We start from the raw sequence: 13,158 nt of genomic DNA, 5'->3' as shown, positions 1-13,158 counted from the left end.
TATTATGAAAACACAAAAATAAAAACGGATTATATTTTTATGTTTTCATAATGTGATCGATCAATCACTGTATCAGGAAGAAGGGAGAAATTAAGATGGTTCGCGGGTTTACAGAAGAAGAAAAGGAATCCATACGAGCATTGCTTATGGAGGAAGGGAAGCAGTTGTTTGCCCGATTCGGATTAAAGAAAACGAGCATCGCCGAGCTGACAAAAGCTGCAGGTATCTCACCGTCTGCCTTTTATAATTTTTTTCAGTCCAAAGAAGAGCTGTACGCTGCAATCTTTGAGGAGGAAGAGAACAAATTACAAGAATCACTCATGGGAAAAATCAGTCAAAGTGATCAGGATGATTTTCAAAAAACGTTACAAAGTATCTTAATGATTGGGAAGGAGGCGCTGACAACAAATCCGTTCATAGTACAGTTAGTGTTAAAAGGAGATATTACCCACCTGATGAGAAAGTTGCCTAAAGAACGTATTGAAACGCATATGCTGCGTGATTATGACCAGTTTTTCCCTATGCTTGAGCATTTTCAAGGTGAAGGCAAAGTCATTGCCAAGGATCGTAAAGTGTTGGTCACGGTTATGCAACTGTTCTTTTTGCTGCACGTGCACCGCAAAGATTTTGACCCTGAAGTATTTGACCAAGCCACAGATCTATTGGCTCAGTGGATTGCTCGAGGGATGACAAGCGGAAACTGCGAAGAGGAACAAGATTAAGGGTGAGCAGTCGTAACAGTTTTATGAGATGTGTTATCAGGTATGTATACATAGGAATACAGCACCGGAGAGCAGCTTTTATTCGATAATAGGGGACAAGAACAGAATAAGGTTTGCGCCAGTGTTGCTATTAAAAATCTACTGAAGAAAGTTTCTCCTAAGCTATAGTTATTAAAAGTTGGAGGTAGTTAATTAAATGAGAAAAGATAAAAGCATAGGGTTCAGTAATCATGAATCAGAACGCACATACAAAAACAAATACAATTCCATGTTGAATCTATGGCCGGATTATACTCAGAGAAACATTGAAACACCACAGGGTACTTCCCATGTACTTGTTTGTGGTCCTAAAGAAGGATCACCGTTGATATTGCTGCACGGAAGATACACACCAAGTGTATCCTGGACTCCTATGATTACAGAACTTGCCAAATACCACCGTATTTACGCGGTTGATACAATGGGGGAGCCAGGGATGAGCGTGAGCAATGGTTTTCCGCTTCGTTCTGCTAAAGATTACGTCGGATGGTTATCAGCTACGCTTGAAGGACTTAAACTTGACAGCGTCCATATTGCTGCGCATTCGTTCAGTGGGTGGTATGCAACTCACTTTGCACTAGACTTTCCAGAGCGTATCAAAACCTTGACACTACTCGACCCTGCTCAGGTATTTGCACAGTTCTCTCTTCGGTGGTTAATCCATTGTTTGCCGCCATACCTGTTGCCATCAGAGCGCATTGTTCACCCTTTCTTTTATTGGATGATGCAGGGAAATAAAACAGATCCTGATTTACTGGAATTATTAACGATTGGCATGACTTCCTATCGAGCAAATAAAGAGGAAGCATCTCTTATATCAGATGCAAAATTAAGCTCGCTAATTGTACCCACACAACAAATACTCGCTGGTGATACAGTCGTACATCGGGTTGCTAAGGCCAAAAAACGAGCAAAAAGTCTCACCCCACATGTACAGACGGCCATTATTCATGAATGCTCCCATATGATTCAGACTGACCAGCCCAAGATTGCGGTCAAATTGATATTGAAATTCACGCATAAAGAAAACGAAAATGGGACATTGCCAGTTAAGTTGACTGTAGGGACAAAGTAAATGAAATTGTTTATTAAGAGATTGTTTTAACATAAATTTCTCAGTGGTTCGGGTAATATCATACGACGATAGTCTAAGAAAGGGTCTTATCAAAGATGAGGCCTTTTTTGTATGGAAAGTTTAGACAACCGACTGATTTATCCAGAAAAGATAAGTGGCATTATAAACTAGAAGCAATCAACAAAGTGAAATTTGATGGGGAGGAAAATAATGGGAAAATTAAACATCGGTATTATTTTAGGAAGCACACGTCCGGGAAGAGTAAGCCCGCAAGTAGGAAAATGGGTCAAAGAAATTGCCGATAAACGTGGCGATGCAAACTATGAAATCGTAGATATTGCAGATTATAAACTTCCCTTGGAAGGCACTGGTCAAGAACCGGGAATCATTGCATGGTCAGAAAAACTAAACAGTCTGGATGGATTTGTGTTTATTGTCCCAGAGTATAATCACAGCATTCCAGCCGTATTAAAACATGCCCTGGATTCTGCATATGCTGAATGGAACAATAAAGCAGCTGGAATCGTCAGCTATGGATCAACAGGCGGGGCTCGTGCAGCAGAACACTTACGCGGAATCTTAGGAGAGTTGAAAGTTGCCGATGTCCGCAAACATCCCACAATGTCTATATTCACTGATTTTGAGGATTTTGCAGTATTTAAGCCGGATGAATTACACATTAACAATATCCATACCATGTTGGATGAAACGATCTCGTGGAGCGATGCACTCAAAATTTTACATTAGGCGTCATATTTTAGCTGCAATTTCGGACGAATGAAGCAAAGTAATCTTCATTATTGACACACTGGATGAATACTCCCGCCACTTAATTTCTCCCGAAATTTGAAGTGTGGGTTTCTGGGGTGTCGGCTTTAGGACGACAATTAATCGCTAGTGGAGTTGACACATTGGTGTGCTAAAAACACCATTGGTCTTGCCTCCTGAGATTTCAAGAATATTATACCATGCAAACAAGTGATTTGTGACGCGAAAAGGCAATTCAACTTCCACTTACTTTTTGGGCTTATGGCTCACATTCCTTGAGGTGGGAGTCCTCTCGCCTAAACATGATAGAAGGTTGCACCTCTCCAATAGGGGTATTACCTAAGATAACCCAAATGTAAATATTGGAATTCCGATATTGTTGTGTTAGTTTTATTAGTACAATTCTATTTTTATCGGTGTTGAATGAATTTTTGTTATTATAAAAAAGAATAAACAATGATTGATTCCTTTAATAAAAGCTATAACTTTTTAATTGGTAAAGAGGAGGAAGGGAAGATGGTGGATCATTCGTCAAAGTATCGGAAGGCCTTACAAATCCAACGGGAAATTGCTGAAACATTGAACAAAAGCACCGATCTTCAGGAAATGCTGCAATTATCATTGAAGCGCTTACTTGACTTAATGGAATTGGAAACCGGATGGATTTTTTTAACGGAAGATGAGACATCCTATGAACTGGTTTCTTCCCAGCAGCTTCCCCCTGCTTTGGAAAACAATCGGGAACAGCTTATGAATTGTCATAAAGGCTACACGGATTGTGCCTGCATGCAGCTTTATTGGGAAGGGTATATGCAAAAGGCTGTCAATCATGTGAAGTGCGCCCGGCTTGAAGAAGCAGTTGACAAAGATATGGGCGAAACACAGGGGCTTACCCATCATGCCAGCATTCCACTCACGATTCGCGGGAACAAAATCGGCTTACTTAACTTAGCTTCCCCTGGGCGTCGTCTTTTTCAAGAAGATGAGCTCATTCTCCTGGAAACTGCCGCTTATCAAATAGGTGCAGCCGTAGAGAGAACGCGTTTGCATTTACAGCACACAGAAGAAGAAGTTCATGCCACCGCCCGATATCTTGTTGATGCTTATGCTAATGTTGAAAAAATTAATCGCCAAATTGGCAACATACTTAATCGCCCTGAATTGTTTCAAAATGTCATGCAGCAATTGTACAATCACTTGCCTTTTTGGACACACGCTGCAATCATTACAATGGAAAGCGAGAGATTAACTGTGCAGTTCTGTTCCAATGAACAGGGACCGTGCGAGGTTTTCGATGCAGAGCAAGAGATCAACCTTGAACAACCGGATCTTGTTCGACAAGCTTATGTCCATCAACAGATCATACAAGACAATGGACAACCATTAAATTTTTCAACTTTAAACGACCATAAAAATCTTCATTCCATTGCTTTTCCCTTGTTCATGCCCGAAAGGCCCGAGGAAACGTTCGGTGTGTTATTGCTCAGTCGAAGCAATTCATCATGTGATCATCATTTGGAAATGGGGATGTTGGAAGGACTCGCCAGCCACCTTTCCATGGCTATTGAACGTATTCGCCTGCACAAAGAATCCGAAGCGTTGCTTGTCGAAAAGGAAAGGAATCGACTTGCCCGGGACTTGCATGACTCGGTCAATCAAAAATTGTTTGCCCTTTCGTTAACATCACGAGGACTCCAAGGGCACATCGATGAGAATGAGCGCATAATTACAGAAGCTGTTCTGGAACTTCAACAGCTTTCAAAAGAAGCGCTGACGGATATGCGCAGCCTGATCTGGCAACTACGTCCCGATCATCTTGATCAAGGGCTTATTACTTCACTTGCAGAATATGCGAAAAAAATCGGAGTTGATCTATCCATCGAAGCTCCGGATGATTTAGACATGAACCAGTCATGCAAAGAAGCATTATGGCGGATCGGGCAAGAAGCATTGAATAATATTCAAAAACATGCAGGAACATCAAAAGCCGCCCTCATCTTGCAATCGGATCATCAATACTCAATGATGCGTATTATGGATCAAGGCACCGGGGGCGCCGTTGAGACCCAGCAATCCCTTGGGATTAGGAGTATGAAAGAACGAACCGAAGAACTTCAAGGTTCCTTCCAAATGAATAGCGAAAACGGAAAGGGCACGACCATAACTGTTCGTGTTCCACTTCATAAAAAAGGCAGGTGATATCTTTTGAAAGTATTACTCGTTGATGATCATCTCGTTGTATTAAAAGGCTTGCGCTTCTTTCTGCAAACGCGGCCTAATATTGAGATTGTTGGCGAAGCTCAGGATGGAAAAGAAGCGCTCAAGCAAGTGGAAAAACTTCAGCCGGATATCGTGTTAATGGATGTAATCATGCCGAATATGGATGGCATAGAAGCTACAAAACGTATGAAGGCGAAATACCCTGGCATCCATGTCATTATTCTTACCAGTTCTTCAGACAGGGATCATGTATTACCTGCGATTCGCGCAGGAGCGAGTGGGTATCAACTTAAAGATGTGGATCCAAGCCTTCTGGAAGAAACCATGATCGCCGTCATGGGAGGGGGAACGTCTCTTCATCCGCAAATATCAAACCAGCTGATGACCCATGTCGCCGCATCTGATGAACATGTGGTCGGTTACCATGCTTTAACGCCTAGAGAAATTGAGATCTTAAAACATATCACTTACGGGCAGAGCAACAAAGAAATGGCCGCTGAACTGCATATCACCGAGAAAACCGTAAAAACCCATATTACGAGCATCCTTGGCAAAATGGAGGTGCAAGATCGTACACAGGCAGCGATTCATGCGTTGAAGCACCGGTGGTTCGAAACATAAACATACGACGATAGTCTAAGAAAAGGTCTTATCAATGATAAGGCCTTTTTTGTATGAAAAGTTTAGACAGCCGCACGAGGCGATTAGACAGCACATCCCGTACAGTAATGGTAGATATTCAACCATTAGAACATTACACGGGAAGGTGATTAGAAATGAAGAACATGGAGAATAACAAAATTGCAGAAGAAGCCCCCAAAGCAACATGGCGCGAGTGGTTTGGGTTAGGGTCTTTAACTTTGGCGGTATTTATGCTTTCAACAGATATGACTGTTCTATTTCTCGCCATGCCCTCGATTGCTGCAGACTTGGCACCTAGTAGTTCACAAATGCTTTGGATTATTCATATTGGTGAATTGCTGACCGTAGGGTTTGTGCTAACGATGGGACGTCTTGGGGATAAAATCGGGAGAAGGCGTCTGCTCTTGTTTGGTGTATCGGTATATGGGTTAGCTAATCTTATAGCGGCATTTTCAACATCTGCCTGGATGCTGATTGCGACCCGGGCACTCCTTGGCGTGGCGGCTGCGACAGTGATGCCATCCACTATGTCATTGCTGCGGAATATGTTTCCGGATCCGAAGCAATTTTCAGTGGCTATTGCCATAAATCTTAGTGCATTTTCAGCAGGTATGGCATTAGGCCCTCCAATGGGTGGTCTGCTATTGGATTATTTTTGGTGGGGAGCGGTATTTCTCATCAATGTTCCGGTCGCCATCGGACTGCTAGCGACATCGCCGCTTCTTCCTGAGTATCGCAACAAGGATACCAAACGTTTGGATGTTGTCAGTATTTTGTTGTCATCGTTGGCATTGGTAACGCTGGTTTTCGGTTTACAGGAAATGGCTAACGATGGTTTCAACATGCTGTACGCTGGATCAGTAGTGATTGGTATAGCGACCGGAATTCTGTTTATTAAGCGGCAGATGAACACGCAAGATCCATTACTGGATTTGCATATGTTTCGGATCTCCACTTTTACTGTTTCAGTGATCGTTTTAATGCTTGTAATGCTTGTTACTGGTGGTACAGATATGCTTTTTGCACAGCATCTGCAAGCCGTTGTTGGGCTCTCTCCAACCGAGGCAGGGCTTTTGCTGATCATCCCTGCACTCCTGTCGTTGGCAGGCACTTTAATATCCCCGGTACTCACAAGGTGGATGCGTCCGGCATATGCCATGGTGTCCGGTATGATCACTGCTTCAGGTGGGGCATTGCTGATAGTGTTCACAGTACATGATGCTGGAACACTAATTCTGATTATTGGTGTATCACTCCTTGCGTTTGGCGGAGGACCTGTGATGACGATAAGCAGTGAGCAAATTGTTTCCACTGTACCACAAGAACGTGCTGGTACTGCTTCAGCAATGAGCGACGTCGGCAGTGGACTCGGTTTTGCACTAAGCATTGCATTCATCGGAAGTTTGGGGATGCTTGTTTACCGTAGTGCTTTAGCAAGTTCCCTTCCTTCCGAAGTGCCTGCGGAAATCGCAAATGCTTCCTTGGAAAGCGTTGGTGCAGCTGTTGAAGTTGCAGAAGGGTTCCCGGAAGTGCTTCAAGCCGCACAATCGTCTTTTGCCTTTGCGATTCAATCTATATATGGAATAGCTGCCCTCGGTCTTATTTTCATCATGATGATCATCGTATGGAAGTTTAGACATGTAAGATAGGAAGATACAGTGTCTAGTAAAAAAACCTATGATATATGAAGAAATAGTTAAATCGAGCGTATAACCTTGGCCTACATTATGATCAAAAGTAATTTTTAAACTTTAACCCAGAGTAGATTTGCCCAATTTCTCCAATTTAATATTGAGAATTGGGCTTAATTGTTGTTATACATGTTAAAATCATTTTCGATTGTTTCTCACTCTTTTGAAATAGATTATGATAAAATCTCAAAATGAGATTGTAACCTGTGATCAATAATGCTCCAAGCACACCATCATACTCTTGATGAGGGACTAATATCTGTATTTGTTGTATAGCGACGATAAGTATAAGCATTAGCAGTTAAGTTTGGTTTTATAAAATATATTGATTATTTCCCAGGTTGTTACACCACATTATAACCCCTGCTCTTTAACTAGCTCTGCAAAAGCTTTATATGCATGGCTTACATATTTTTCTTCTCTTCTAACCAATCCAGTTTCTATCGTTCTATAAAAATCTGGAATGGGATAAACATGTAAATGTGCATATGATTCTGTCAACACGGATTTCGGTAAAATAGTAGATGTTATACCTTCCCTTACACTGCTTAAAATGGTTTCCAGCGAACTTATTTCCATAAAATCCGTCAGCATTAAATTCTCAGCTTGGAACCATTGTTCTAACTTTCTCCTAAATGGGCATCCCTTGGGGGATATTGCCCATTTCTGTTCTAATAAAGAGGGTTTATTCAACTTTTTTCCTGATAAGAGGACAACTTCATCCTTTTCCACATAATCAAAGATAAATCCTGCAGAAGTCAGATCCCCCGTTATAAAAGCGGCGTCTAGTTCATAATTCTTCACTTTCTCCATTAACTCAAAAGGGTTTCCCGTCACTAAACGAAGCGATACCTGTTCATACTTTGATTGGTAAGTGGATATAAGGTTCATAAAATTTCCGCATGTGACAGTTTCAACAACACCTATTCGTAGTGTCCCAGCAGGTTTATCGTGATCTTGCAAAACTTTAATCGATTCCTCGGCCATTTGCAATATTGAATCAGCATACTGCCGAAATATTATCCCTTTTTCTGTAATTATAATACCTTTAACGTTTCTGTAAAAAAGGAGAACACCTAATTCATCTTCTAACTTGCGTAACCTGGCAGTAACATTTGACTGAACATAATCTAACCGTTTTGCTGCTCCTGAAATACTCGATTCTTCGGCAATGACTTGAAATACCCTTAGGTCGCTCAGTTCCATATATACCCCCCCATCATTTTAAATGATATTAATATTAACAATAATCATTATACATGATATATTAATCCACTTATACTAAATGTACACAAACTATTGGGAGGTTATGTTATGGTTTATCTTTTTCTGGCGTTCACAATTATTGCAGAGGTGACTGGAGCGATTACCAGCCGTTATTCGGATGGATTTAAAAAATTTATCCCAAGCGCCAATACAATTATTGTGATTATTGCTTCTTATTTTTTCTTTGCTTTTAGCCTTCAATATGGATTAAACATTGGTATTGGTTATGCGATATGGGCTGGAGTCGGTGTTGTACTCGTTGCAGTTTTTGGGTTTGCTTTTTTTAAAGAATCACTGACAAAAGTTCAAATTTTGGGTGTTGTTTTAATCATATCAGGAGTTACAGCTTTAGAGATTGGATCCATTTAAGGAATTAGGAATAAATCGTTAATACAAAACAAGGGGAGAAAAACATGGCATATTTGTATCTTTTCACAGCCATATTCTTAGAAGTAGCCGCAGCAATCGCGACTCGTTATACGGAAGGTTTTACAGTACCTTTACCAACAACAATTACGATCATATTCGCTGTTTTCTCTTATTTTATCTTTTCACTCAGCCTCAAACTTGGAATGGATATCGGTATAGGTTATGCGATATGGTCCGGTGTAGGTGTTCTTTCTGTAGCGCTAATAGGAGCTACATTACTTGGAGATACTTTAACATTTATCCAGATTGGAGGGATTATATTGATCATCATTGGACTTGCGGCTGTTCAGATTAGAGGAGAAACAGAAGGCGCTAAAAAAGTATAAATCATTGGTAGTACCTAACTCATTTACAAAACCTTATCACCTGTATGAACTATTATTTCTTACGAGACGGGCACTATATTCTCGCGCAGTAGTGTTAAGTGAAAGCAAAGCGCTTAATCTTAGACACCTTGAGGTCGCATTCTCCCGCGGAGAAATGCGACCTTTAAAAATGATTCATTATTATTCATATCCACTCAAAGTACCAAGTTGCTGACATGCTTTGTGATAAGTGGTTCATTTTGCAAAGGTTTGACAGCCTCTTTACTTTCACTACCCGCTGAATCAATGTGAAGTGGAGAACCGTCTTAAATAAATCTTACATGGTAAATGGATCGTGTTTCGTTTTCCGCCATAATTGGAATAGTCTTGCGATGTTTTCTTCAGCTTGGAGGCTATCTCTTTCACCCTAACACTTATTCATCAAACTGCAGGTATACCTCTAGGATGGCTATGCTGGTAGATTTCATGTGGACAGGCATTTCTTAAAAAAACAGATATTATTGTAGAAAGGTTATTACATCAATATGTTATCCGAGGATTTAATGCAACCATATAGTTGCATATATAGATAACATGTGCTACTATATAGTTGCACAAAAATCACAAGGAGGAAGGGACATGGATAATGATCGAATAGAACGACAAGTTTTTATTGCAGCTTCTCTTCAAATAGTGTGGGATATGGTTAGTCAGCCCGCATGGTGGGTGGGGGATAAACCTGGTCCTGACAGTGTGCGGATCGACGGAACGAGAATAGAAGCGGAAACGAGGTACGGTACATTTCCTGTACTAATCGAGAAATCCGATCCGCCGAACTACCTTGTTTGCAGGTGGGCAAGCTCATTTCCGGGAGAAGAACCACGTGAAGGGAACTCTACACTCGTCGAATTTACGTTAACCGCAAAGGATGGTGGAACACAGCTTCGCGTCGTGGAAAGTGGCTTTTCCGGCCTTGAAGTATCAGCTGAAGAACAAGGAAAATTCTTTGAAGAAAACCGCAAAGGCTGGAAACAACAGCTGGCAGTTTTACGACAGCGTGCTGGACAGTAGCCTATGACTACAAAATCGGAAATGACCAGTAAGATTTTTACAGCGTTAGCAGATCCCACTCGTCGTCGTTTGCTCGGTTTAATTGCGGAAAAGGGACAAGCTACTGCAACAACATTATCCAATGAGGTAACGGTTTCCCGGCAAGCGGTAGTCAAGCATTTAATCTTTCTCAAAGAGGCAGATCTTGTTTCAAATAACCGTCAAGGGAGAGAAGTGCGTTATACAGTACGTCCACAGCAACTGGATGAAACAGCCAAGTGGATGGCAAATTTAGCTAAGGATTGGGATAAGAAATTGGAGGCATTAAAGCTCCAAGCAGAAAGTGCCAAATCCGATTAATTGCTCAAAAAACTAGCCTAGATTGAAACCATTCATGGAGACATCACATGATGGAAAACCTTAATAAGGAGCGGAATGAATATGGAGTTAACTGATCAAAAAATTACTACATTTATTACTTTTGAAGGTAAAGCAGAAGAAGCTATGATTTTTTATACATCTTTGTTTAATGACTCAGAAATAAAAAGCATCTCTCGTTACGGAGAAGATGGACCTGGTAAAGACGGAAGCGTACAACACGCTCTATTTTCACTTAACGGTCAAGAATTTATGTGTATTGATAGTGTTTATAAGCATGAATGGGACATCACACCTGGGGTTTCTCTCTATGTAACCTGTAAAAACGAGGAAGAAGTTAGCCGCCTTTTTGATAAATTATCAGAGGACGGAGAAGTGTTTATGCCATTAAATGATTACGGTTTTAGCAAGGAATTTGGCTGGGTTAGTGATAAATATGGTGTTTCATGGCAGCTGAATTTGCCTTAGAAAATGAATATCAAGAAAAGCACGGAAAGAATCAAATCCATGAATGGATTGCTGATTTGTTGAAAGTTAAAGTGAAGATTCAACGATATCAGCTAATATGAATTAAACCTTTATTCAAGAATAGGTGCGCGTTAATCGAATTAGTCTAAGATCGGTAAGTAGAAATGAAATAACAATCTGCAAGAAATCAAGAAAAGCAGTAGTTGGAATTACTAAAATTAAAGAAGGAAGGTGTTCATCATGGTTGGAGTCGAAATTAATATGATCGTAACAGACAGCTTGCGTGCGTTAGAGTTATACGAAAAGATATTTGAGATCGAGCGTGTTGAGGTTACAGATTTTCCTAAAGGGGAAAATGAAGTTATTTTTAGTCTGTATGGCGTACGCTTTCATATGTTAGATGAAAACCCTCAATTCGGGTTGAAAGCACCAGATGAAGAGGATCCTAAATCAATTTCATTTAACGTTATGGTAACGGACATTAAAGAAACATTTTCAAAAGCAATTTCCCTCGGTTCCATTGAAATGCAAGCGGTGACTGACTTGTCTGATTACGGTGTGTCAAATGCCATTTTTATCGACCCATTCGGTTATCAATGGATTCTCCATCAAGTTCACGAAAAAGTGAATTTTGAAGAACGTGTGGAACTTTGGGAGCAAAAAAGGGAGAATTAACAATTGAGTAAAGCATTGAGTCCTCTTTTTAAGAATAAGCAAGAATTGAATAGGTCACTTGTGCCATCTATTTTTGATTTGGTTTGATTGTTGACATTGAAATCAATGACAGGATATCATTTTTATTTTTAAAATATTCTGTTATGGTGATTTTATACAAATTTGGAAAGGTGTTTATCCCTATGATCAATTAATCCTGTTTTCTATGAAATTCAGTAGTCGGGTAGTATTATGTAATTTTTGATATCTTTAATCAATAGATTGCTATATTGTTTAATTTTCAAATAATTAAATATACTATACGGAGACTGTTATATGAGTATTACATTAAATATTGGCAAAAACCTTTCATATGTAAAAATGGAAGGCGGAGAGCGTGTCATAAGGGTACGTTGGCTTCATCCATTTTTCAATCAATTCCTCCTTAATTAAGTTGCTCCTGAAAATGATTAACTGGCAGAACTGGTTATTACAGTTTTTCTGTACAAGGAAAGGATGAAGCGTAATGATTTCGAGCGATGAAGCATCACAGAGTACTTCGACCGGAAGGCGTCAGCTTTCTAAACTATTCGGTAAATATCCAGTCAGTACTTTTTTGATCCTTACCTTTACCCTGGGTTGGGCCTATATTTTTACGACCCGGTAGTGGGTGATTCGGTTGTTCGTGATTTGTTCTTTGTGTTCTGTGGTCCGAGTGTCTCAGCTTTCATCGTTACCTTCGTCATTTGGGGTAAAGAAGGATTGGCATGTTTTATGAAGTCCCTACTTAAGTGGCGGCTTCCAGGCAAATACTATCTCCTGGCGATAGTGGGTATTCCTCTATGGATCTTTGTTGTTTCCTTAAAACAGATGTTCAGTGGAAGGGAAGTGCTGCAATATCTCTTCACTGATGGTGAGTTTATGGGAGCGGTACTTGGGCACTGGCGAATAGGTCCGCATGATATTGAGGATATTAAGATTTGTCTTGAGCATGATGAGGCTGAGAAAAGAAGAAATCATTGACGCTGTCAGGTTATATTACCCAAAAGATACAACCACAATTCTTCAGTATAATGGAAAACCCCTTCCTTAAAGTAGCGTTGTGAAGTGTGGAATCGGTATATATATGGATTTGTGTGAATAAAATGAATGCCAAAGATACAGCAGTCCACTATTTTTCAGTAACAGGTAATAAAATCCAACAAGAAATGCTGGCTGGGTTCAAACGATCCAGTCTGTTTTCGTTGGGCCCCTGTATATTATTATTGCCGTGATTTCATTACAAATGTCACTATGATTCTATGATTATCTAGTTTATATTCAGAATCACTAGCATTGCATTAATTAAAACTAAAAATTAGGAATGGGCAAAATTTTCGTTAATTTACTGTTATCCAAAGAAAAAGTCCTTTATAATGGATATAGTCAGGTGGTAACCCGTCCAAATCCAC

Annotated in this window: 14 protein-coding genes; 13 read left to right on the top strand and 1 reads right to left on the bottom strand. The window is 40.2% G+C overall.

Features of this window, described 5'->3' with window-relative positions:
• The first annotated feature begins 95 nt into the window (after nucleotides 1-95).
• The 6 genes from ACDX78_RS21195 to ACDX78_RS21170 all read left to right on the top strand — a co-directional run bounded on the left by ACDX78_RS21195 (nucleotide 96) and on the right by ACDX78_RS21170 (nucleotide 7,115).
• Nucleotides 96-722, top strand: a complete 627-nt coding sequence (locus tag ACDX78_RS21195; RefSeq protein WP_486030537.1) for a TetR/AcrR family transcriptional regulator — start codon at nucleotides 96-98, stop codon at nucleotides 720-722.
• 196 nt (nucleotides 723-918) lie between these two features.
• A complete protein-coding gene (locus ACDX78_RS21190) occupies nucleotides 919-1,836 on the top strand; it encodes an alpha/beta fold hydrolase (RefSeq protein WP_486030535.1) in 918 nt (305 codons plus the stop codon).
• A 210-nt stretch (nucleotides 1,837-2,046) separates the two neighbouring features.
• Entirely contained in the window at nucleotides 2,047-2,583 is a 537-nt protein-coding gene (locus ACDX78_RS21185) for an NADPH-dependent FMN reductase (protein WP_486030533.1), read from the top strand.
• 537 nt (nucleotides 2,584-3,120) lie between these two features.
• Nucleotides 3,121-4,803 carry a GAF domain-containing sensor histidine kinase gene (locus ACDX78_RS21180; RefSeq protein ID WP_486030531.1) on the top strand — a complete coding sequence of 561 codons (1,683 nt, stop codon included), beginning with the start codon at nucleotides 3,121-3,123 and terminating at the stop codon, nucleotides 4,801-4,803.
• Between the two features lie 6 nt (nucleotides 4,804-4,809).
• The gene (locus tag ACDX78_RS21175) at nucleotides 4,810-5,445 is read left to right on the top strand and encodes a response regulator (RefSeq protein ID WP_486030529.1); all 636 of its coding nucleotides are present in this window, start codon (nucleotides 4,810-4,812) and stop codon (nucleotides 5,443-5,445) included.
• Between the two features lie 155 nt (nucleotides 5,446-5,600).
• Nucleotides 5,601-7,115 carry an MFS transporter gene (locus tag ACDX78_RS21170; RefSeq protein WP_486030528.1) on the top strand — a complete coding sequence of 505 codons (1,515 nt, stop codon included), beginning with the start codon at nucleotides 5,601-5,603 and terminating at the stop codon, nucleotides 7,113-7,115.
• A gap of 396 nt (nucleotides 7,116-7,511) precedes the next feature.
• On the opposite strand, the gene ACDX78_RS21165 is transcribed toward ACDX78_RS21170, so the two are convergent.
• Nucleotides 7,512-8,363 carry a LysR family transcriptional regulator gene (locus ACDX78_RS21165; RefSeq protein WP_486030526.1) on the bottom strand — a complete coding sequence of 284 codons (852 nt, stop codon included), beginning with the start codon at nucleotides 8,361-8,363 and terminating at the stop codon, nucleotides 7,512-7,514.
• Between the two features lie 108 nt (nucleotides 8,364-8,471).
• Here ACDX78_RS21165 and ACDX78_RS21160 point away from each other — a divergent pair, with 108 nt between their 5' ends.
• From ACDX78_RS21160 to ACDX78_RS21130, 7 genes are all read left to right on the top strand, one after another.
• On the top strand, nucleotides 8,472-8,792 hold the full coding sequence (locus tag ACDX78_RS21160) for a DMT family transporter (RefSeq protein WP_486030524.1): 321 nt from the start codon (nucleotides 8,472-8,474) through the stop codon (nucleotides 8,790-8,792).
• Between the two features lie 44 nt (nucleotides 8,793-8,836).
• A complete protein-coding gene (locus ACDX78_RS21155) occupies nucleotides 8,837-9,178 on the top strand; it encodes a DMT family transporter (protein WP_486030522.1) in 342 nt (113 codons plus the stop codon).
• Nucleotides 9,179-9,796: 618 nt separating this feature from the next.
• Nucleotides 9,797-10,228 carry an SRPBCC domain-containing protein gene (locus ACDX78_RS21150; protein WP_486030520.1) on the top strand — a complete coding sequence of 144 codons (432 nt, stop codon included), beginning with the start codon at nucleotides 9,797-9,799 and terminating at the stop codon, nucleotides 10,226-10,228.
• 3 nt (nucleotides 10,229-10,231) lie between these two features.
• Nucleotides 10,232-10,567 (top strand): ArsR/SmtB family transcription factor, encoded by a 336-nt coding sequence (locus ACDX78_RS21145; protein WP_486030518.1) that lies wholly within the window; start codon nucleotides 10,232-10,234, stop codon nucleotides 10,565-10,567.
• Nucleotides 10,568-10,648: 81 nt separating this feature from the next.
• The gene (locus tag ACDX78_RS21140; protein WP_486030517.1) at nucleotides 10,649-11,053 is read left to right on the top strand and encodes a VOC family protein; all 405 of its coding nucleotides are present in this window, start codon (nucleotides 10,649-10,651) and stop codon (nucleotides 11,051-11,053) included.
• Between the two features lie 240 nt (nucleotides 11,054-11,293).
• A complete protein-coding gene (locus tag ACDX78_RS21135) occupies nucleotides 11,294-11,728 on the top strand; it encodes a VOC family protein (protein WP_486030516.1) in 435 nt (144 codons plus the stop codon).
• Nucleotides 11,729-12,481: 753 nt separating this feature from the next.
• On the top strand, nucleotides 12,482-12,730 hold the full coding sequence (locus ACDX78_RS21130; protein ID WP_486030514.1) for a hypothetical protein: 249 nt from the start codon (nucleotides 12,482-12,484) through the stop codon (nucleotides 12,728-12,730).
• Nucleotides 12,731-13,158 lie beyond the last annotated feature (428 nt).

The sequence above is a fragment of the Virgibacillus oceani genome (genome assembly GCF_041521345.1).
Classification (GTDB): Bacteria; Bacillota; Bacilli; order Bacillales; family Amphibacillaceae; genus Virgibacillus_N; species Virgibacillus_N oceani_A.
This window is presented reverse-complemented; position numbering and strand designations above follow the sequence as displayed.